The following is a 19,393-nucleotide window of genomic DNA, read 5'->3' as shown; positions in this document are numbered from 1 at the left end:
ACCAACCCCGTCCACCCGAACCGACTACCGGATCCGGATCACCCGCTCACCGGCGACAGCACACGGATACGCGCGTAACTGAGCGGCATTGAGGCGGCCTTGAGGATCTCGTTCGCGCGCCGCAGTTCCCGGTTCTCCCGCCGCAGCACGGCGAGTTCCTCCTTCTCGGCGGTGGTCGCCGCCTCGCGTTCGCCGTGGTCGGCCTGGTCCTGACGGATCCAGTTCCGCAGGGCCTCCGGGTGCACACCCAGGTCGTCGGCCATTCGGCGGATCACCGGCTTGGCATCCGCGGCGCGATACATCGCCACTGCACGCTCACGCAACTCCAGCGAGTACTTCCTCGGAGCAGACATCTCGATGACTCCCTTCACATGACCCATCAGGCCACGGAACGTCACCTTCCGCATTTCGGGGGAACCTCAGATGTGGGAGGACATCGATCCCGACGAGGCAGCGGCCCGCGGCATCCACGCTCCGGTCCACGCCTTGTCCGCCGCCGCACCCGGCACCGTCGTCATCGCGCCCGGGGATTCCCGCGGCACCGTGCTCATCCCGGAGAAAGGCGGCGGCTACTGCTGTGGCCTCGACTGGGGTGACGGCCCCAACATGGCCTGCGAGGCGTGCGGCCTGCCCGTGGCGAACCGGATCGACGATTGCTCACTCTGGCAGGCGGTCTGGCTCGCGCCGGACGCCGTGCACCGCCTCGCCGTCGGCAACGCCGACACCGCACCGCTCTCCTGGGCTGAACTTTTGGTGGAGGGGAAAGGCACACCCCCGATCGAGCCGATCACCCGATGGGGCTCGCTGCTCGGCCTGGACCACTGGTGGTCGTGGAGCCCGCTGTGGGAGGCGGCAGCGGGCCGGGCGCTGGCCCACCTGCTGGCAGCCTCGGACGGCCGGCCGGTGACTGTCCCGCACGGCCTGATCGCGGAGGTGTTCCAACGTGCCCTCGACGCCTTGCTGCCCGCGGCCCGGCCGGCGCTGCGCGCCGTCCTGGCCGGACCGGGGCTGCCCGCCCCCGACACGGACGCCGAAATAATCCTCGTCCCGACCCACCCGCAGACGGGGCAACCCTGGAGCCCGGCCCGCCCGTGCGCATCGGCATACCCGGTTCCGCTGCCGTTCGGGGTGTGGATGTGGATGGCCTTCCCCGAGCCACACCTCCACCTCCCCGCGTCGGGAACCATGCCCGACGGTGTTCTCCGCGACGACCCGCCCACGCCGCGCCCCCATCACCCGTTCCGGGCCGACCCGGGAACCTTCCGGCACACGCTGGTCCGGTTGCCGGCCGTCCGCAGCCCGTGGCTTCGCGACATCCTCGAAAACCTCACACACCACATGCGCGCCGGTCTCTTCTAACCGACCGACGCGGGGCGCCGGGTACTCACTCTCCGGAACCGCCGAAATCGAACAACACCAGGCAGTGGTGCCTCCCGAAGTAGTGAACATCTGCTGTCCGTTCTCGTGGACAAAGCCACCCGTTCGACGACGGACAACTCGGGTGTCTCCTAGTCAAGCTCCTGCATGGGCATGGGACGCGAGGTGACGGGCAGAGAGCCTGGGCGCTCGCAACGGTGCCCACATGACGATGGTCCGGGTTGTCCATGGACAACCCGGACCATGGTTTCGGTCGAGGAACGCTGGCCGGTTGTCCATGGACAACCGGATGTGCTGCCTAGATCTGGGCAACGAGCATGCCGACCAAGGCCTCGAACTCCTGCGGCGGCAGCCCTTGGCGCAGGGTCTGGGCTCGTTCCTCTGCCGTCTCCCCCAGCAAGAAAACTACTTCCCGTGGGCTGATCAGCTTCCGTAGGTCGCGCCTGTCGGTGGTGGACCGTGCCGAGGGCAGCTTGCCGTCCTGGGTCTGGGGTTCCGGGTTGTCCATGGACAACTTCAGCTCGGCCAGTGGAGTGGTCGTAGCCGGGTTGTCCATGGACAACCGCGGCTTGGCCGGCTGAGTGGGCACGGCGGAGTTGTCCATGGACAACCGCGGCTCTTCGCTGTCCCCGGGGTCGGACTCGCGGCCGGGGTCTCGCGTCGCCTGCGGACTTTTCAGTTGCCGGGCGACCTTACGGTCTTGCTTGGCTGCCGCTTCCTCTGTCTTGAGTTCCTCCCAAAAGACCATCAGGTCGGCGGGGCTGAGTGTCCTGTTCTCCTTGTATCGACGGGCCAACTGGCGCCCGAAACGCTCGGGCATTTCGCCGTTGCTCAGGAGAGTCTGGATCTCTTCAGGCAGGGTCAGGAGTGCCAGTTGGTTGGTAACCCAGGACTTGTCCTTCTTGAAGAATCGGGCGGCTCCCACGTTGTCTCCGCAGGCTTCCACCATCTGGCGGACGCCGATCGCGCGCTCGATCAGGTCGAAGTCCTGGCGTTCGAGGTTCTCTCGCAGCAGGTTCGCGATGAAGGACTCGCGAGTTGTCGCGAGGTCGTCGCGCACAACGAAGTCGAGGCGTTCCAGGCCGACGTGCACGGCGGAGAGCATGCGCCGCTCGCCGTTGCAGAGCACATACTCCGCCTTCGGTGGGATCTCGTCCTCGTGCTCGGGCCAGAGCTTGAGGTAGACGCTCCGGCTCACCGCAACACACGCCGAGAGCTGGCGTTGAGCGAGGCTCTCCCCCAACTCGGTCTTGGCCTGCTCCGTGAGTGGCTTCCGCGGATTGAGCGGGGTCGGGCTTACCTCCTCGAGGTCGAGCCGAACGAGTTCGTATGCGGGAATGGTCCCCTCGGCCTTGGCTTTTGCTCGACCGCGCTCGCTGGTGGGCGCCGGTGCGGTGGCTCGGCCTCCGGAGCCGGGCTTGCCCAGCCGGTCGGCCGCCCTCACGCGAGCCTCCTGGCAAGGCTCCGCATGACGTCCGCTTGCTCTCCCTCTGGATGTAGGTCCAGGAGCGGGCGGCGCATGCGGACGGCCTCCCGCTGGTCTTTGAGTTCACCAAGGACGGCCACGACGGGCGGTTCACCCATCTCTTCCCAATGTTCCAAGCCCGACGTCAACACATAGCCTTTGCGGCTGTCGTACAGGTTCACGATGAAGCCCAGGTCGCAGATCTCGATCTTCATGTCCTCCTGAAGTGAGTTGATCTGCGAGCGAAGGAGTTCGTATGCGTCGACGGACGAGTCCTCGGCTTGTACCGGGATGAAGAGACCCGAGGCCCCTTCCTCCTCGCCTTCACGGGTGCGCCCGTAGTAGAGGGCGTTGTCCATGGCATAGCCCAGGCTGGGCGGACAGTCGATCAGGATGTAGTCGAACTCCCCCTCGAGCTGGGCCAATGCCTGCTCCAGGGCCGTTTCCTTGATCCGAAGGCCTCGGCACGTCACGATCTTGGCGTCGAGTAGGAAGCCGTCCGTGCACGCCGGGAGGAGATACAGCCGGTCTCCGAATGCGTCGCCCTCGATCCGGAGGAGCAGGGACATCAGGTCGACATCCCGCTCGTGGACCATGTGCTTGACCAGGCTGTCAGCCTCGACGTCGAGATGCGTGAAGTCGAGTTGCCGAGTGAGGTGGCCTTGGGGGTCGAAGTCGACGATGCAGACGGTGAATCCCATCTCGGCCAGAGCCTGCCCGACTCCACTGGTCAACGCGGTCTTGCCCACGCCGCCCTTCTGGTTGCCGAAGACGATGCGCCTGGCCCCGGACGAGCGGGGGGCTCGCTGGGGTAGCGGATTCGCCGTCAGCCAAAGGTCGATGGCCTGGATGATGCCCTGGTTGTAGGGCAATTTGTGGTTCGAGCACGCGTCTCTGAACGCGCCGTACGTGTCCGCAGGAACGTATGTCGAGAAGGACTGCGCGCTCGCCGTGTCCGCGACGGGCAGGGGATGCTCGGCGCGAAGCCACGCCTCGATCCCCTGAGTTACCGCGTCCTGGATGTCGATCCCGACCGTCGCCGCTCGGATCTTCAGCTGCCTCCTCACCATCGGAGGGATTTTGGTAACCACCTTGTCGCGTTCCGGCGGCACTTCAGCAGTATTTGTGATCGTCATGAGGGCACCTTACTAACTTTGAGCCCAAGTTCCTCATCCCTCGGTTGTCCATGGACAACCGTGTTCGCTCCCCCGGCGAGGGTTGTCCATGGACAACTCGCCGATCAGCCTTTCCGCTTGCTCCTCCCTCTCCCTCTCGTCCTGGCCCGTCGCGCGCGCTTGGGTCGACCGGGCGGACAGTGTTTGCACGCCACGTCGATCCCGAGTGCGGTGACACGACCGGTGTCATGGCAGACGTAACATCGCGGACCTCGACGTACGGGCTTGATTCCGAGCGCCTTGAAGTACGCCGAGGCGGGCGGAACCGGCAGAGCCGGCGATTGCACACCCGGAAGTGGCTGAGGTTGGGGCTTCAGCCGTCTCGCCATGAGAGAGCGAAGTACTCGACAGGCGCGCACGATGGCCCTGCGTGTCCTTCGGGTGTGGCGCGCCAGTGAGCGCTTGACGGTTGCCGAGCGGATTCGGACCTTCCTTCGCACAGTGCGACGGCGTGCTGTCGAGCGTCTGGTTCGGCGGGAGCGGGCCGCGCACCCTTCGGGTGGGCGGACGACGTCTTCCATCAGCCGCGCCCGCCTGTGTCCGCTGCGGGTGGGCGCTCGGCGTGTGGGTGTGGGGTCGAAGGGGCCGAAGCCTCGATCCAGGAGCCAGTCGAGCCCGGGTACGTCGATACCGACGAGCGCGCAGTTGTAGGCGGATAGATCTCTGGGGTTGGTGTCGTGGTCCTGCCACTCGTGGTGCTCGGGACACCTGATGGTGATGCTGTCGTCGAAGCCGGCGAAGTACTCGAAGAGCAGCCTCTCGTGGGCCCCGCAGACGGGGCACGTGACCACGTAGGGCCTGGTGTATCGGTGTCCGTCGTCGTGTTCTTCGGGAATGGTCAGGAATCGGAAGGGCTGCTCGCTGAACATGACGTGCTGGCCGAGCAGGGGGTGGTAGGTCTCGCCGGGGATGTGGCGCACGCTCTCTCCTGATGGATTCCTGGCGGGTGGAACGCAGTGGGAACACCGCAGGTCAGCGCAGTGGAACGTTGTCGTGTGGGGCCGCGTCGCGCCTCGGGCGAGTGGACGTGTTCCCGTGGCCGTTCCGGGAGTGTTCCGCGTCGCTGACCTGCGGTGTTGCGGCATGTTCCGGGTCGCTCGGGGTGATCCGGGCCTATTCGAAGAGGGCTTCGAGGTCGGTGAGGCGGTAGCCGTTGAGGGTTGTGGCGCCTCGACGGAACTTGGCGGTACGCAGCGTCGCTCCGCTCGGGCGGAGTTGGTCGTGGATCGCCTGGCGCAGGGTGCGGACGGCGGTCTCGTGGCGTTCGTCTTCGTCGTCGCCGGCGAACTGGTCGGGGCCCCACGTGTCGGGGTCGGTCTCGGCCAGGTGGCGGGCGAGTTCGTCTGCCTGGATGCCGGTCGGATCCCCGAGGCTGGTGAAGGCGGTGCGGATCTGCACGATGAGTTCGGGCATCTCGGGGGCGTCGTCCGGTGCCCCTTCGGAGTTGTGTGTGAGGTGTGTGGTCCTGCCTCGCCCGGTCGGTCCGCCGGCTGCGGAGGAGAGCCCGGTGAGCGCCAGTAGCCGGGCCTCGATCTCGTCTGTCCATTGATCGGGGAGGCGCCCGGCGTCGTGTCGAAACGTCCTGGCCATCCCCAGCAGTTCGACTTGGTCGTCCTCGTCGATGAGGAAGCTTTTGGCCTGGATGGGTTCGGTGCCGTCCATGTCGAGCCATCCGAGTCCGCGGTGGCTCTTGTCGCCCGGGATCTTGGAGGCGTCGTAGCCCTGTCCCACGCGGCCGTCGCCCAGGATGGCGTTGCTGTTGACGGGGGCGTCGGTGCGCATCGCCCATCGTCCGCTGGTCGAGCCGCGGATGAGTCCGGGGACGACGAGGGTGGTGCAGATTTGTGTGGCCATGATCAGCAGCACGCCGAGTGCGGGTCCGATGGCGGCGATGTTCGCCAGGGCGGCCTGGATCGCTTTTCCGTGGGCGGGGTGGGTGGTGTACCACCGCAGCTCGTCGACGACGAGGAGTTCCAGGGGGAGTTCGCGCAGGAGGTCTTCGGACAGCTTGCGGCGGCCGAGTTGGCTCAGCCGCTCGGCCCGGCGTTCCATGTCGTCCTCGATGGCGTGCAGCAGTGCCAACAGTCGCTCGGGATCGCGTTTGAAGAAGGTCGCGGCGATGCCGGCGTAGGGGTCGTAGTCGCCGGCTCCCTTGCCGTCGGCGATGCGGATGGTGCAGCGCGGATCGAGTGCGACGGCGGCCACCAGGTTGGTGATGGCCATCGTCTTGCCCCGGCGGGGGGCTCCGCCGAGCAGCAGGGACACGTCGACGACCTGGGGTTGTACCGTGCGCCAGCGTGCGTCGAAAGCGATGGGGACACCGTCGCGCCAGACGTTCCACGGGGTGGTGATCTGCAACAGGGGGGACGGGCGCGACTGAGCGAAGGGGTCTCCGGTGGCGCGCCAGATGAGGACCTGTCCCTCGTGTCCCCCCGCCCCGGTGACGGGTTCCACGACGAGTTCGAATGCCTTGGCCTTCAGGCTGCTGGCGAGTTCCAGCTTCCGGGCGCTCAGGGCTTCGTAGGTGACACCGGAGGGGAGTTCGACCAGAGCCGCGACGCCGTTGCCGTCGCGGTGGGCGGGTTGCAGGAGGGTGATCTCGTCGCGTTGGTGGTCCTTGACGATTCCGGCGGTGATCAGTGCGTCGGTGATGGTGTCCTGGCCGAGGACGCGGGCGCGCCGGGGTGTCCGGTCGGGTGCGGTGGCGTCCGGGGCCGGGGCGCCTGTGCGGGCGCATGTGGCCACGATGACAGTGAGGGCCAGGGCCAGGGGGACGGTGCCGGCGACGCCGAGCGCCGCGAGGCCGGCGGTCCCGGCGAGGGCGGTTGCGGTGACGGTGGCCGCGCGTTTCGCGACGGCGTGGTTGCGTTGTCGGCGGTACACGGTCAGGGCGGTGCTGGCGGCGTGTTTGGCCGGGCGACCCTTTGCGTCGCGCACGTCCGCGCGCGTGACCCGCACGAGTTCGCCTTCGACACCGCGCACCCAGCGGGCCGTCGCGGCGAGGGCCCGTGCGCTGCCGCGCGGTGCGTACACGAGTACGTACTGCGGCAGCATCCACGCCTGGTAGGTGAGTTCGTCGATCGCTCGCAGCCGCAGCGCCCCCAGGAGAGCGCGCCGGCCAGCCCCGGTGGCGTACACGGGCATGCGTCGTCGGCCCGGGTGGGAAACGACTCGGCCCTCGATGGGGGCGCCTGCCACCGTAGTGGCGGGGGCTTCTGCGGTTCGTCCGCCATCGCGCGCGGTGGCTGTCTCTCCCCCGGGCGGTGGGGCCTGGGCTTTTCGACAGCGATCGTCGATCTGGGTCATGCTGTGCGTCGCCTCCTCAACGGGGGTGACGGGGCCGGCCCTCTTCGCGGTTGTGACCGGCCCCGTGCTCGTGTTCGTCGTCTACTGGTGGTGGCGGTGTCGCCGTTGGACGTCCCGAGGATCCCTAGGTCGTTGGGCTCACCGACGCCTTCTCCGGGTCCTGGGCACGCAGTTCCCTGGCGTCGGCGATGCGCTGGTAGCACCAACTGTCACCACGCTGGGGGAACTGCTTCTGCACGTCCGCCTTGGTGACGTCCACACCGGCGAGCAGTCGTTCCAGGATCCAGGCGACGGCCTCGGCCTTGGCCTCCGGTGAGGCGGTGCGGGCGGTCTGCGCGGCTGCTCTCCGCGCTGCCGGGGACAGCTTGGGGCGGGCCTTCGCCGGGCCTTGCGGACGAGTCACCGAGGGCCTGCGCGCGGACGGTCCGGCCGCGCGTGTGGAGGGTTGTGTGCCCTCTGCGCGCGGACTCTCCGTGGAGAGGGGGTTGGACGGTGTGACCTGTGCTTTTGTCGTGTACTCCGCAGGCAGGATCAGCCCGTGGAAAGGGTCCGGGTCGGTGGCCTGGGACACCCACGATTCCATCTCGGGATGGTCCTGGGGGCAGCAGTACGTGGACAGTTCGGGGTCGTCCAGGGCGGCGCGGAGCCGGCTCTGGATCTGTTGGGATCGCATGCGGTCGGCGGCCTGGACGACGGTCGCCAGCAGTCGCTCGGCGTCGACGCGACCGGACCACACGGCGGCCGTCACGCCGACCGGGGAGCGGTGCACGTCGCCCCAGGCTCGGCCCCAGATCTCCTCCGTGACGGTCGTGCTGCCGATTGCCGCCGCGAGGTCGAGCGCGCGGTCCCACACGTCGGGGTGCAGGGCCGCCCGGGCGTTGCGGATCTGGCGCTCCGCGCGGCGTCCGGCCTTGGCCGCCGCGCGGTCGGCGCGGGTCGGGCGGGGGGAGTTGTCCCTCCGGAGGCTGAGGACCCACTGCCGGATGTCGAAGATCACCGGGCCCAGGACGGTGACTGCGGCCAGCCCCCACCCGACCACCGGCCCCTCGTCCAGGCCGTGCAGGTAGTTGATGCGGCCGGCGAACAGCGCGAACCCAAGGCACAGGGCTCGCAGCATCCAGCACACGCGGGGCGGGAGACGACGCTCCTCCGCGTAGGCGATGCCGGCGGCCATCACCCACGCGGCGCCTTCGAGCGCGAACGGGATCGGCAGGAGCATCCAGGACTGGCCGACGAAGAACACAAGTTGCGCCGGGAGCGACGCGAGGCCGGACACAACAACCAGGGACAGCGTGCCGCGCCGGTAGACGTACTCGGGGGTGTAGTTCGCGGCCCGTTGTGCGCGGCGCCGATCCTTTTCGGCGCGGGCCCGGCTCGCCTCGGCGCGGTCCTCGCGGCGACGCTGGCGCTTGGTCGAATCGCGCTTCTCGTCGAGTTCGATTGCGCGGAGCTGCTGTTCGTGGTCATTGAGTGCGCGCTGAGCGCGGGTCATCTCCTTCAGGGCGCCCGCCTGGGCCCTGATCTTGGCCTGGATCGTCAACGCGCGGTTCCTTCGAGGCTCGAGTGCGGGTGGCAGTGTGTGGGGACTGCGGAAGGCGTCATACGTGCTCGTCCTTCTCGGGCAGCGGCTCGTCGGGTACGAACGCGCCCATGCCGTGGTGGCGTTCGAGGGCGACGACGAGCGTCACCGCGCCCATCAGGGCCAGGCGCGCCCAGACGGGGAGCCCGAAACCCAGCCACCACGCGGCACCTGCCGCAGCCATCCACTCCCGTGTCCAGCCCAGGTCGAACACGGTCGCCGCGAGCCGGCGCCGGAGGCGGCGTACGGAGATCAGGCCGCGGGTGTCGGCGACGACCGTGGCGACCCATCCGAGGGCGAGCAGGGTTCGCTGCCACCATGTGATCTGACATCCCAGGGCCCACGCGAGTCCACCGGCGACCAGTGCGATGTAGAACCAGGACGAGGCGGCCACGCGGGCGGCCCAGGACGGTGTGACGGCCAGGGTCATCCTCCTCATGGGAGACGCACCGCCTGCCGGAACTCGATCGGGCGGCTCGTGGGGGCCGTCCTCCGCAGCTCGGACGCGATGCCGACGAGGCCCCAGGACTCCGTCGTGACGTCCCATGCACTCTCGGGGGAGGTGTCGCACCGGCGGCCGGTGCCGCTGGTGCGCGTGGTGAAGTCGACTCCCATCGCCAGCTCCACGAACTCCCCGCTCGTGGCCGCTTCCTGGCCTGCGATCATGTACCTCAAGGGTCAGCTCCTCTCGATGTTGATGACCCTGATGTGGAGGGGTCCGGCCTGCCTGCCGGGCCCTTCTTTCTGCGTTTCGGCTTCCCGGCCTGCGTGAAAACGTCCGTTTTTACGCACGGGAGACGTGCGTCAGCCGTCGATGTCCAGCAACACGCGGTTGCCGTCGAGGGTTGCGGTGTGTCCGGCGGCGCGAAGCGCCTTGACCGCGGTGGTGGCCTCCGCCCGGCCCGTCAGGACCAGGTGGGTACCGCGGTCGGTCGTCGCCGTCCACTTGAGGCTTCCTGGGGAACGTGTGGGCGAACGACGTCCAAGATCGGTCCAATCGACATCCGAGGTCTCCTGACGGTCGGTCCGGGGTTGTGCGAACAATGAAACGCATTGTGTTGTCAATGCGATGACAGACCGATGCTTGCCCATGGCTCGGAGCGACGTCAAGGTGAATCGTCCGGATGAACACGATTGAGTAGACAATCGTGTTCATCCGGTCTTAGAACTGAGGCATGTCATCCCAGGGAAAGAAGGCACCGCGCTACCGGATGATCGCGGACGATCTGCGAGCACAGATCGGGACGCGGCTAAAGCCGGGGGACCAGCTCCCGACGGAGGGCGCGCTGAGCAAGGAGTACGCGACGTCGCGGGTCACCGTGGGGCGGGCGATGGACCTGCTCATCGCCGAGGGGCTGGTGGACGCAAGGCGCCCGTTCGGACACTTCGTCCGCACACACCCCGATCCGGTCGTGATCCGTCCCCAAGGTGGCGATCCATCGCATGCGGCTTTGAGGGCGCTGATGGATCGGGTTGATGCCGTCGCGCGAACGATCGCCGAGTCGACGGTCACCGTTGCGATCCAATCGGGCTCGTCGGCGAGCGAGCGGCTTGGGATCGGAGCCGACGGCTTCTTCGTCACCCGGCGCCGGGATCTCCTGGTCGACGACGTGCCGTTCGGCACCCACGACACGTATCTGCCGTTGGATCTTGCGGCGGACACGGATTTGATGAAGCCCATCGCCGTGGACGAGGAGGCGTGTCTGGCCTCCTTGGGGCATGAGCCGAGGTCCGCGATGGATGAGATCGAGCCGCGGATGCCCACGGTGGAGGAGAGCCGGCGACTCGACCTCCGACCTGGGACTGCGGTGCTTGTGTGCACCAGCACCCGGTACACGGCTGCCGGTCGTCCCGTACACGTGATCGTGCGGTGCGTGCCCGCTGGCAACGGCGTCTTGGCCTATGACTACGAACTGCCAGAGAGCGAGCGCCATCCCCGAGGCGGGGATCTCCCGCTTGGATCTGGCGGAACTGCAAATGGCCCGCAACCCCGACATGGACGTGCAACCTGACGCCCCCTGCGGCGCGCTCACGGGAGGCCAGCAATCGCTGCGTCCGCCCGGGTCTGGCAGCCGGAAGCTCGGTGCCGCCCGATGCGGACCCCGTCACAAGTCGGGTTGTTGGGTGCGCCGGATGTCCGCGACGAGTTTTTCGGCGCGGCTTTGGCCGATGCCGAGTTCGGCCGCGACCATCGTGGCGGTGGCGCCGGTGGCGAGAAGTCGGGTTGCCTGGGTGCGGCGTGCGGCGGCGAGGGCGGCGCGGGGGTCTTGCCGTCCGGCGTGGGCGAGCAGGCGTTCGGCCTGGCGTTCGGTGATGCCCAGTGCGGTGGCGACTTCCCCGGTGGTGATGTCGGGCTTGGCGGCGTACATGGCGGCCGCGCGGTCGCGGCGTTGTGCGGCGGTGTCGCTGATCTTGCGGGGGCCCTTGTCCTTGGCTCCGTCCGGGCGGCCTCCGGCTCGGACCGCGGGGCGCTCCAGCCAGGCGGTGATGTGTTCGCGGCGCAGGTGGGGGACGCCGCAGACGTCCTTGTCGATGTCGGGGCCGATGGCGCGGTTGTCGCCGGCGAAGAGGTAGGTGTTCCAGGTCGAGGGTCGGGGGCGTCGGTCGGCGGGGATCGCTTCGAGGGCCTCTTGGGCGTCGAGGAGGTCGCGGGGGTGTGGCTCGGCGGGCAGGGCCGGGATGGGTTGTCCGGCGGCGGCGGCTTCGATCTGGGCTTTGTCCCAGATGCGGGTGCGGGCGCCTGTGCGGCTGATGGGGGCGGGGAGTTCGGCCGCGCGTTTGGTGGTGAGTGCGGCGCCGAGGATGGCTTCGACGTCGGCTTTGCCGATGGGGGTGCGCCCGTGGGGGATCACTGTTTCTCCGGGTGTGGTCGTGGTTTGCCGATCATCGCCAACCATCACTTGCCGACACAAATTATCGTACCCCCTAATGCAGTAGGCCGGGGTCGCCCCGGGGGTCCGGGGCGACGGGTGGGGTCGGTGTTCAGCGCGGGAAGCGGACGGTGGTGATGCAGTCGTGGGGGTGGGGGATGTAGACGGGGATGCGGCGGCGGCCGCGGCGGGTGCGGGTCTTGATGGTGTGGCCGGTTCGGGGTGGGGTGGGTGGGTCGTCGAACAGGCTTTGTTGGTGTCCTCGGCGCTCACGTTCGGCGAGTTCCGCGAGGCGTTCGGGGAAGCAGGCTCGGAGGAAGGCGTACGCGCCGGCGTCGGCGCGCACGGCGGCGAGGGTGTCCAGGACGGGGCGGGGCGCGGGCATCTCGCCGCGGCATGTGGGGCAGAGCATGTCGTGGGCGCGCAGGCGGAAGCCGAGGGAGTCGCAGCGTGCGCAGCGGCCGTCGCCGTGGATGAGGGGTCCGCTGATGTGTCCGGCGAGTTGCTCCGCGATCAGTTCGGCGGCGTGGTGGTCCTGCAGGGTGTGGACGATGGTCGCCGCGGCGGTGGGGTCGTGGTCGTGGTCGGCGGATTCGAGGGTGTCGCGGATGCGTTCCAGGGGGTGGGGGAGGCCGGTGCTGCGTCGGTCGTACTCGAGGCCGCAGCGTCGGCGCCACCAGGTGAGGGTCAGGGTGCGGCGTTCGCGGGGCTGGGGGATGGTCCAGGCCACGGCGGTGGGGCGGTCGCCGGTGAGGACGAGGGCGTGTTGCGGGGTCCAGCCCAGGGCGGCCAGGTGCGCGGTGACGGCCCGGGCGAGGGTGAGGCAGGGGCGTTCGCCGCGGTGGTGTGGTGCGCGGAGCGGCTCGTCGGCGCGGGTGGCGTAGGGGGCGGTGAGCTCGGCGTAGGGCGTGCGGTGGGGGATGGGTGCGGGTCGGGTGCTGGTGGTGCGGGCGAGTGCGACGTACACGGGTCTCCGGTGCTGGTGACGATTGGGTGGTGCGGGGTGGGGGCCGGGGGGGGGGGGGGGGGGGGGGGGGGGGGGGGGGAGGAGGGGGGGGGGCGGGGTGGGGGGGGGGGGGGTGGTCTCCGTTCGGTCCCCCCCCCCCCGCCCCACCCCCAAACGCGGGGGTGGTCAGTCGGTGGGCGCGAGGGGCTGCCAGGCGTCGGTGCGCCAGAACTCGGCGCGCAGGTGGGGGCTTTCGCCGGTGAGGCGCTTGGCGGTGCGGCGGCGCTGTGTGGCGTCGGTGGGGAGGGTGTTCAGGAATCCCTCCTTGACGACGCCGCCGAAGACGGTGTCCCACACGCGGACGGCGACGCGCTTTTCGCGGGCGGCGCGCAGGATCTGCTTGCGGCCCTCGGATTCCGTGAGCAGTGCCTCGTAGACGTCCTGGGGGTCGGCCGGGGTGTCGGTGTCGGTGTCGAGGCAGGTGGCGGCGAAGGCGTCGAGGGTGTCGCTGGCCTGGGGGTCGACGGGGTTGAAGTAGGTCTCTCCGCCGGTGCCGTTGTGTCGCAGGACGCCGATGTCCTTGCCGCGCACCTTGAGGGTGGCGCTGAAGGCGACGCCCCTTTCGGTCTCGAACATGCGGATCTTCACGGCGCGGGGCCAGGTGGTGGCGGTGGTGCGCATGCCGGAGTGCGGCATGGTGGTGATCTTGTTCAGGGTGGTCATCCTTCGTGGGTGCCGTGCCGCCAGCTCGGGGGAGGCGGCGGTGGGGGGTGGGGGGTTGCCGGTCGTGGGGGTGGCGAACAGGTGGGGGGTGGGGTCCGGCGTTCCGGTGAGTTCGGCCCACTTGCGGGCGAAGTCGGGGCCGTGTTTGTCGCGGGCACCGGCGGGTCCGGCGACGTAGAAGTGCTCGGTGGTGGGGAAGGTTTCGCCGCGGTGGGCGACCCAGACGCGGGGGATCCCGGTGTGGGGGTCGTGCTCGACGGGGGTTTCGAGGGTGTGCGCGATGCGGGCGAGATGGTGGTCGACGGCTGTTCGGGTGCCGTCGGCGACCGAGCGCACGGAGCGGATGACGCGGCCGCGCCTGGTGGGGTCGGTGGTGGAGGCGGGGATGACGCGGCGTACCTCGTAGACGGTCCATCGGCCGTGGCGCAGGCGGTCCTCGAAGGCGTCGAGCGCGGCGGTGTTGCCGTCGTTGCGGAGTTCGGTGAGCATCGGGCCCTTGGAGAACAGGCTGGTGCGCGGGTTCAGGCATTGGGCCCGGCGTTCCATCAGGGCGACGCGGGCGCCCTCTTCGGGGTGGCGGCGCATGCGTTCCAGGTAGACCGGCAGCGACGAAGTTACTCCCGGGTATGGGCACATGACGCAGTGGCTTTTAGGCCATTTCTCCCTGTATCTGGCGAGTAGTTCGGTTTCGAGGGTGGCGCGGTCGATGCCTTGGTCGATGAGGGGGTAGACGGGGGTGCGGTCGAGTCCCTTGCGGTGGATCGTGTTGTTCTTAACGGCGCGTTTGACCTCGTCTGCGTTGTAGCCGTAGACGTGCCGGTAGGGGCGTCCGGCGAATTCGCGTCTGGCCCATTGGTCGAGGGGGACTCCCTTGGCACGTTGGGAGCAGGCGTGTCCGCCGGCGTACTGGGGGAGGGTTCCCGCGGCGGTCATCTCGTCGGACAGGGCCCAGGGGCCGCGTCGGATCATGCGTTGGGGGGTCCTGCTGTCGTCCAGGACGACGACGCCGGCGGTGTCGGACTGGCCTGCGCGGGCGAGTTGGACGTAGCGCACGCGTTGTTCGCGCATCCGGGGGAGCAGATGACGCTCGAACACCTCCAAGGAATCCGGGAATTCGTCTCCGGTGACCGCCGAGATCACGATCAGGTCGCTGAGGTCGGGGCGGAGGGCGTAGGCGGCGGGGTCGTCGAGCATGCCGGTGAGGATGCGGGCGGAGTCGGCTCCGATGCCGTTGCCCATGAGGGTGGGGACGTCGGTGGGCGGGGGGAGGACGGCGAGTTGTTCGGCGGCAGGGGGTATCGGTTCCTCCTGGTGGTGAGCGCGCGTGGTCCGCGCCCGGGCGGCGCGCAGCGCCGGTGCTCGCTGCGGTCGGTGGCGCGCCGCGCCACCGTGTCGTTGCGATCGCCGGGGTTGCGGTGGGCCGGCCGGCCGGCCGGGCCGGACCGGGCCGGGCGGGGGTTTGCCGCCGCGCCAGCGGCGGCGCCGTTCGGGTGAATCGGCCGCGGTGCGGCGTGTTGCGCGGGCGGGCGGCGCGCAGCGTCGGCCCTTCGGTGCGCGGCGGGGTTGGGGGTTGGCCGGCGCGCAGCGTCGGCCGCGGTTCGTCCGAACGGGTGATTGATGCGCGTGTGGTCGGTGGGGCCGCGCGGGGTGGTGCGCGCGGCCCCGGGGTGTTCAGGAACCGTGGGCGAGGCTGGTGAAGCGGTGGTCCTGGGCGAGGAGGCGGGCGGTTCGCCGTGGGCCGGTGGTGTCGCTCTTCCAGCCGCAGAAGCAGCGTGCGCGGTGGGTCGGGGTGGGGCCTTCGGGCCTGGTGCGCGGGCGGGGTCGGGGGTCGATCGTGGTGGTGTGTCGGTCGATCCGGTCCACCATGTTCCACAGTGCGGTGGCGGCGACGTGGGCGGCGGCGGTGTCGGTCCAGCGGTGGCGGCCGTCGAGTTCGACGCGTACGGCGTGGGGCCGGTCGGGGAGGTTCGAGGTCACCCGCAGGTGGCCGGGGCGGATTTCGCAGGCGCCGGTGTGCAGTTGCCATTCGGCGTGGTCGTCGGCGGGCGGGATCTCGTGGTGGGGGTGGGGTGCGTGGAGGTGTTCGCGCACGCGCTCGGGGTTGACGCCGGCGGCGGCGTGATCGCCCGTGTCGGTGGATGCGGTGCTCAGCACGGCGGCGGCGATCGGGCCGATGACCTGGGCGAGCGCGGGCAGATCGCGGCGGGGAAGAACGCGCAGCAGCGCGGCGCGATCCTCGAAGGGAGTGAAGAGGGCCACCCGCAGCTCGCGTTCGCGGGTGCTGATGCCGATGACGCCGTCGGGGACCTCGACGGTGCGGGCGCCGCGGGCGGGGATGTCGCCCAGCAGGGCGAGGGCTGCGGTGGTGTGTGCGGGGGCGGGGCGGGTGTGACGTTGCGGGTCGTTCACGGGTCTCCTCGACGTCGGGGTTCGGTGCCGGGCGGCGGGGCCGGCCGCCGCCCGGCGGGTGGTGCGGTCGTGTGGGGTCAGTCCAGGAAGATCGCGGTGGTGCTCGTGGTCGCTCGCGGCGTCGTCGTGGCGTCCTGGTCGGTGTCGTAGGTGTGCCAGGCGCGGTCGTCGTGCTGGGCGTCGATGTGGCAGGCGCGCAGGCGGCATGCCTCGCCGGGGTGGGCGCCGCACGCCGGGCACGTCCGGTCGAAGAGGGCTTCGTCCTGGGCGTCCTCGTCGTCGTATTCGTCGTCGGCGAACTCGTACCCCTGGCAGGAGCGCATTCGGCAGGGTTCGCCCGGCTCCGCCTCGCAGTGGTCGCAGGCGAAGGCGGTTGCGAAGTCGCCGAGGCCGCGAACGTCGTTGCCGTCGCTGGTGGTCTCGTCACCGCTGTAGATCATGGTTTCTCCCGGGTTCGTGGTTCGGGTCGATCGGGGGGCCACCCCGTTTCGCGTCCTCGGGCGGGCGCGGCGGATGCCGTGGGGCGGGAACGCTCGTCGCGGACGGCGGGGTTGGGTCATCCCGTCCGTTCGTCCTCGTCGCGGTACCGCTCGTCGTGGTCGTAGGGGCTGTCGTCGTAGTCGGTGTCGTCGGGGTCGAGCCATTCGGCGATGGCTTCGCAGTAGGAGCCGGCGAGGCAGGGGGCGTCGGCGGCGGCTCGGCAGTAGCCGCAGGGGGCCTGGGCGAGGGTGGCGAGGTAGCCGGGCAGGAGTCGTCGTCGGATGTGGCCGGCCATCGTGTCGACGGGGCGGCGGCTGCCGACGGTGATGCCGTCGTGGCGGGGGCCCTGCCAGTCCTGGGGGTAGTGGGGGGTGAACTCGACGCGGACACCGTCGCCGTGCGGGTAGGTGCCGATGAGGATGCCGGTCTCTCCGGGGCCGGCGACGATCGCACGGTCGGAGTCCGGGTCGGCGGGGAAGTGGGTCCATCCCAGGCAGCGGGCGATTTCGACCGCCAGGGTGTCAAGGGGCATGGTCGACTCCTGTGATGGTCGTGGTTCGCCCCGGGGCGGCGGAACCGTCCGCGTTCCCGGGGCGGGTGTGGGTTCGCGGCAGGGCAGGCCGGGTTCGCGGGTCGGGGCGGTGGGGTCCGCAAGGCGGAGCGCGGTTTTGCCGGTGGACGTGTCGGCGAGGGGGGCGGGCGAAGCTGCGGCGCGGCGGCTCGATGCCGTCGGCGTCGCATCCCGCCGGCCGGGGGCGGGAGCCGAGTGACGCGGCGCCGCGGCTCGATGCCGTCGGCGTCGCGCCCCGCCGGCCGGGGGCGGGAGCCGAGTGGGGGCCGCGCCCCCGTTGCGGGGGCGCGGCGGGGGGTCAGTCGCGGCGGGTGTCCATCCATTCGGCCGGCGGTTGGCCGGTGACCCACACCCACGGTGTGTATCCGGTGTCCGTGATCGCGATCACGTGGTCGGAGATGGCGAGCGTTTCGGCTTGCCCCATGAGTTCGTTCACCAGCTCGACGACGCCGGGAACGTCGTAGTGGTCCTGCACATGGGGGTACTTCATTCCCGGCGAGTGCATCCACCAGTTCGCAACGGGCGTCGCGCGAATCGCGTCGAGGGCCTCGGCGGTGTCGGTGATCACGCGCTCGAATGCGGGAAGTCGGGTCACGGTGAGCACAGGGACGCCGCCTCGGGTGTGGGTGCGGAGCTGCTCGGTGGGCTCGGTGTCCAGGGACAGCAGGCGGCACACCGCCTCGGCGGTCTCGATGCACACCTGCCGGGTTTTCCCGTGCTGGGTGGCGGTGTGGTAGGTGACGGCGTAGAGGGTGCCGAAGTCGGGCGCGGGGGTGGGGGTTTGCTCGTTCACTCTTCTTCCCGAAGGTCGTGGTTCGTGGTCGATCGGGGGGCCAACCCCGATCGGCCGGTACGTGCGGTGTTCGCGGTTCGCGGGGCGGCCGGCTCGGGCCGGCCGCCCCGTCGACGCGGTCAGAAGGGCGGGAATCCCACGAGGGAGCGGTCTGGGCAGTGACAGGTCTCGGCCCGCCGGACTTCGACGCGGTCATGCGCCATCAGGACTCGGAAGGCTCCGCCGGTGCTCTCCACGATCACGAACCCGGTGGCGGTGTCGATCGTGTCGACCTCGAACCGGTGGGCGTCGTCGACGGTGAGGATGTCGCCTCGACGCAGGAAGCGGGCCTTCTTCACCCAACGCCGGCTGTCGTCACTGCGGAACGCGTCCGGGTGAATCCAGACGTATTCCACGTGGGCCGGTTCGCCGTGCTGCTCGTGCATGCCGTTCTCCTGAAGGTCGTTCGTGGTTCGGCGCCTTCCGGGGTGCCATCCCCTTTCGACATGAACAACAATACCAGTGACTCGCTGCATCGTGGGTGTTTCGTCACCCTTGTGGAGCAGTCCGGGGGCGGATGTCACGCGTTCGGAGCAAGGCGATCGGGGATGGGTGGGGATGCGGGCGGAACCACGTGCGCGGCGGTGCGCCGGTGACCCACACCACGAGTCCCGGGATGGGGTCCGAGACGACGATCAGGTTTCGCGAGACTGCGGCGGTGTGCTCGCCGTACTCGTAGTCGAGATCGGCGGCCACCATCTCCGCGACGTCGCGGGGGGCGTGGGCGCTCTGGAAGGCGTCGACGGCGCTCATGCCCGCCGACCACCACACGCGCGGCGGGAGTGCCCGGATGGTGTGGCGCGCCTCGTCCGCGCACGTGATCACCCGCTCGAAGTCGGGCAACGGGGTCACGGTGATCGGGTGGCCGTCGCGATCGCGGGTGTGGGCGGGGCCGGGGGGCGGCTCGTCGGTGCCCAGCAGCCAACACAGGTCGGATTCCTGGCGCACGGTGAGCCGGCGGCGTGTGCGTCCCGGGGGTTGCCGGGCGGGCAACGGGCGGTCGTGCAGGGTGTGATCGATCACGGCGAACAGGCGCGGCATCAGTGGCACGGCCCGGTTCTGTGGGTCGCCGGGGTCCGGGGCCGGCGCGAATTCGGTGGGGTGGGCGGTGGTCATGCGCCGGGCCCGTCTTCCTCTCCGGGGCGCCGGCCGGTGCCCAGACAGTGGCGACAGCGGCCGTTGCCCTCGGCGTCGCGCAGGCTGTCCATGTCGGCCAGCAGGGACGTGAGCAGGATTTCGACCTGGCCGGCCATGAGGGTGACGGCGTGGAATTCGGGTCCGGGGTCGCCGGTGGGGGTGACGGTGAGGCGGGCGCCGTCGTGGTGGTCGGCGTCGGTGGGGAAGTCGGCGGCGAGTCGGCACAGGGCGTCGAACCACTGTCGCCACGCGGGGGGTTCGGTGGTCACGGTCCGGCCGAGCAGGCTGGGGCCGGGCGTGGGGATGTCGGGGGTGCCTTCGACGTCGATTCCCAACGCGTCGAACCACCGGTTGAGGATGTTGACGACGTCGGCTCCGGACCACGTGTCGCCCAGTAGGCGCACGTCGTGGAACAGGCGCGCAATGGCGGCGCCTTCGTGGGTGTGCGGGTTGAATCTGGGTCGGTGCATGGGTTGGTTCTCCGTGGCGTTGCGGCTCCGGGGCCGGGCTCGTCGCCCGGCCC

General features: G+C 69.9%; 21 protein-coding genes. 3 read left to right on the top strand and 18 right to left on the bottom strand.

From position 1 onward, the window contains the following. Nucleotides 1-38 precede the first annotated feature (38 nt). Entirely contained in the window at nt 39-353 is a 315-nt protein-coding gene (locus tag ACZ4FV_RS48405) for a transposase (RefSeq protein ID WP_465327615.1), read from the bottom strand. A 70-nt stretch (nt 354-423) separates the two neighbouring features. Between ACZ4FV_RS48405 and ACZ4FV_RS48400 the strand changes: the two genes are divergently transcribed. Beyond that, nucleotides 424-1,359 (top strand): hypothetical protein, encoded by a 936-nt coding sequence (locus ACZ4FV_RS48400; RefSeq protein ID WP_465327613.1) that lies wholly within the window; start codon nt 424-426, stop codon nt 1,357-1,359. 316 nt (nt 1,360-1,675) lie between these two features. Here ACZ4FV_RS48400 and ACZ4FV_RS48395 read toward each other — a convergent pair whose 3' ends face one another. Further along, complete coding sequence (locus ACZ4FV_RS48395) at nt 1,676-2,821, bottom strand: ParB/RepB/Spo0J family partition protein (protein WP_465327611.1); 1,146 nt, start codon at nt 2,819-2,821, stop codon at nt 1,676-1,678. Next, nucleotides 2,818-3,978 (bottom strand): ParA family protein, encoded by a 1,161-nt coding sequence (locus ACZ4FV_RS48390; protein WP_465327609.1) that lies wholly within the window; start codon nt 3,976-3,978, stop codon nt 2,818-2,820. Before ACZ4FV_RS48390 ends, ACZ4FV_RS48395 begins: the two co-directional genes overlap by 4 nt. A gap of 848 nt (nt 3,979-4,826) precedes the next feature. On the opposite strand from ACZ4FV_RS48390, the gene ACZ4FV_RS48385 reads away from it, so the two are divergent. Beyond that, nucleotides 4,827-4,949, top strand: a complete 123-nt coding sequence (locus tag ACZ4FV_RS48385; protein ID WP_465327607.1) for a hypothetical protein — start codon at nt 4,827-4,829, stop codon at nt 4,947-4,949. A 181-nt stretch (nt 4,950-5,130) separates the two neighbouring features. Here the strand turns inward: ACZ4FV_RS48385 and ACZ4FV_RS48380 are convergent, their stop codons facing one another. The 5 genes from ACZ4FV_RS48380 to ACZ4FV_RS48360 all read right to left on the bottom strand — a co-directional run bounded on the left by ACZ4FV_RS48380 (nt 5,131) and on the right by ACZ4FV_RS48360 (nt 9,994). Next, complete coding sequence (locus ACZ4FV_RS48380; protein WP_465327605.1) at nt 5,131-7,161, bottom strand: FtsK/SpoIIIE domain-containing protein; 2,031 nt, start codon at nt 7,159-7,161, stop codon at nt 5,131-5,133. A gap of 286 nt (nt 7,162-7,447) precedes the next feature. Then, a complete protein-coding gene (locus tag ACZ4FV_RS48375) occupies nt 7,448-8,863 on the bottom strand; it encodes a hypothetical protein (protein ID WP_465327603.1) in 1,416 nt (471 codons plus the stop codon). Nucleotides 8,864-8,921: 58 nt separating this feature from the next. Then, nucleotides 8,922-9,332, bottom strand: a complete 411-nt coding sequence (locus tag ACZ4FV_RS48370; RefSeq protein WP_465327601.1) for a hypothetical protein — start codon at nt 9,330-9,332, stop codon at nt 8,922-8,924. A gap of 5 nt (nt 9,333-9,337) precedes the next feature. Beyond that, nucleotides 9,338-9,577 (bottom strand): hypothetical protein, encoded by a 240-nt coding sequence (locus tag ACZ4FV_RS48365; protein WP_465327599.1) that lies wholly within the window; start codon nt 9,575-9,577, stop codon nt 9,338-9,340. A gap of 129 nt (nt 9,578-9,706) precedes the next feature. Further along, a complete protein-coding gene (locus ACZ4FV_RS48360) occupies nt 9,707-9,994 on the bottom strand; it encodes a hypothetical protein (RefSeq protein WP_465327596.1) in 288 nt (95 codons plus the stop codon). A gap of 83 nt (nt 9,995-10,077) precedes the next feature. Between ACZ4FV_RS48360 and ACZ4FV_RS48355 the strand changes: the two genes are divergently transcribed. Beyond that, nucleotides 10,078-10,914 (top strand): GntR family transcriptional regulator, encoded by an 837-nt coding sequence (locus tag ACZ4FV_RS48355; RefSeq protein ID WP_465327595.1) that lies wholly within the window; start codon nt 10,078-10,080, stop codon nt 10,912-10,914. Nucleotides 10,915-11,007: 93 nt separating this feature from the next. Here the strand turns inward: ACZ4FV_RS48355 and ACZ4FV_RS48350 are convergent, their stop codons facing one another. The 10 genes from ACZ4FV_RS48350 to ACZ4FV_RS48305 form a co-directional block, all read right to left on the bottom strand. Then, nucleotides 11,008-11,754, bottom strand: a complete 747-nt coding sequence (locus tag ACZ4FV_RS48350) for a hypothetical protein (RefSeq protein ID WP_465327593.1) — start codon at nt 11,752-11,754, stop codon at nt 11,008-11,010. A gap of 130 nt (nt 11,755-11,884) precedes the next feature. Continuing rightward, the gene (locus ACZ4FV_RS48345; RefSeq protein WP_465327591.1) at nt 11,885-12,739 is read right to left on the bottom strand and encodes a hypothetical protein; all 855 of its coding nucleotides are present in this window, start codon (nt 12,737-12,739) and stop codon (nt 11,885-11,887) included. 165 nt (nt 12,740-12,904) lie between these two features. Beyond that, the gene (locus tag ACZ4FV_RS48340) at nt 12,905-14,680 is read right to left on the bottom strand and encodes a hypothetical protein (RefSeq protein WP_465327589.1); all 1,776 of its coding nucleotides are present in this window, start codon (nt 14,678-14,680) and stop codon (nt 12,905-12,907) included. Nucleotides 14,681-15,112: 432 nt separating this feature from the next. Then, the gene (locus ACZ4FV_RS48335; RefSeq protein WP_465327587.1) at nt 15,113-15,850 is read right to left on the bottom strand and encodes a hypothetical protein; all 738 of its coding nucleotides are present in this window, start codon (nt 15,848-15,850) and stop codon (nt 15,113-15,115) included. A gap of 77 nt (nt 15,851-15,927) precedes the next feature. After that, nucleotides 15,928-16,290, bottom strand: a complete 363-nt coding sequence (locus tag ACZ4FV_RS48330) for a hypothetical protein (protein WP_465327585.1) — start codon at nt 16,288-16,290, stop codon at nt 15,928-15,930. Nucleotides 16,291-16,406: 116 nt separating this feature from the next. Continuing rightward, nucleotides 16,407-16,862 carry a hypothetical protein gene (locus ACZ4FV_RS48325; protein WP_465327582.1) on the bottom strand — a complete coding sequence of 152 codons (456 nt, stop codon included), beginning with the start codon at nt 16,860-16,862 and terminating at the stop codon, nt 16,407-16,409. Nucleotides 16,863-17,199: 337 nt separating this feature from the next. Then, nucleotides 17,200-17,694 (bottom strand): hypothetical protein, encoded by a 495-nt coding sequence (locus ACZ4FV_RS48320; protein WP_465327580.1) that lies wholly within the window; start codon nt 17,692-17,694, stop codon nt 17,200-17,202. Nucleotides 17,695-17,813: 119 nt separating this feature from the next. Further along, a complete protein-coding gene (locus tag ACZ4FV_RS48315) occupies nt 17,814-18,119 on the bottom strand; it encodes a hypothetical protein (protein ID WP_465327578.1) in 306 nt (101 codons plus the stop codon). A 103-nt stretch (nt 18,120-18,222) separates the two neighbouring features. Continuing rightward, on the bottom strand, nt 18,223-18,849 hold the full coding sequence (locus ACZ4FV_RS48310; protein WP_465327576.1) for a hypothetical protein: 627 nt from the start codon (nt 18,847-18,849) through the stop codon (nt 18,223-18,225). Then, on the bottom strand, nt 18,846-19,340 hold the full coding sequence (locus tag ACZ4FV_RS48305; RefSeq protein ID WP_465327574.1) for a hypothetical protein: 495 nt from the start codon (nt 19,338-19,340) through the stop codon (nt 18,846-18,848). The genes ACZ4FV_RS48310 and ACZ4FV_RS48305 overlap by 4 nt, the downstream gene beginning before the upstream one ends. Nucleotides 19,341-19,393: the final 53 nt, after the last annotated feature.

The sequence above is a fragment of the Embleya sp. NPDC025285 genome (assembly GCF_055558835.1).
The sequence above is the reverse complement of the archived record's forward strand: the minus strand, read 5'-3'. Positions and strand labels throughout refer to the sequence as shown.

Bases quoted from the DNA above. Each gene is read 5' to 3' on its own strand.
- ACZ4FV_RS48405 (WP_465327615.1), bottom strand. From the start codon at position 353: ATGTCTGCTCCGAGGAAGTACTCGCTGGAGTTGCGTGAGCGTGCAGTG.
- ACZ4FV_RS48400 (WP_465327613.1), top strand. From the start codon at position 424: ATGTGGGAGGACATCGATCCCGACGAGGCAGCGGCCCGCGGCATCCAC.
- ACZ4FV_RS48390 (WP_465327609.1), bottom strand. From the start codon at position 3,978: ATGACGATCACAAATACTGCTGAAGTGCCGCCGGAACGCGACAAGGTG.
- ACZ4FV_RS48380 (WP_465327605.1), bottom strand. From the start codon at position 7,161: ATGCCCGTGTACGCCACCGGGGCTGGCCGGCGCGCTCTCCTGGGGGCG.
- ACZ4FV_RS48370 (WP_465327601.1), bottom strand. From the start codon at position 9,332: ATGACCCTGGCCGTCACACCGTCCTGGGCCGCCCGCGTGGCCGCCTCG.
- ACZ4FV_RS48360 (WP_465327596.1), bottom strand. From the start codon at position 9,994: ATGGGCAAGCATCGGTCTGTCATCGCATTGACAACACAATGCGTTTCA.
- ACZ4FV_RS48355 (WP_465327595.1), top strand. From the start codon at position 10,078: ATGTCATCCCAGGGAAAGAAGGCACCGCGCTACCGGATGATCGCGGAC.
- ACZ4FV_RS48340 (WP_465327589.1), bottom strand. From the start codon at position 14,680: ATGGGCAACGGCATCGGAGCCGACTCCGCCCGCATCCTCACCGGCATG.
- ACZ4FV_RS48330 (WP_465327585.1), bottom strand. From the start codon at position 16,290: ATGATCTACAGCGGTGACGAGACCACCAGCGACGGCAACGACGTTCGC.
- ACZ4FV_RS48325 (WP_465327582.1), bottom strand. From the start codon at position 16,862: ATGCCCCTTGACACCCTGGCGGTCGAAATCGCCCGCTGCCTGGGATGG.
- ACZ4FV_RS48315 (WP_465327578.1), bottom strand. From the start codon at position 18,119: ATGCACGAGCAGCACGGCGAACCGGCCCACGTGGAATACGTCTGGATT.
- ACZ4FV_RS48310 (WP_465327576.1), bottom strand. From the start codon at position 18,849: ATGACCACCGCCCACCCCACCGAATTCGCGCCGGCCCCGGACCCCGGC.
- ACZ4FV_RS48305 (WP_465327574.1), bottom strand. From the start codon at position 19,340: ATGCACCGACCCAGATTCAACCCGCACACCCACGAAGGCGCCGCCATT.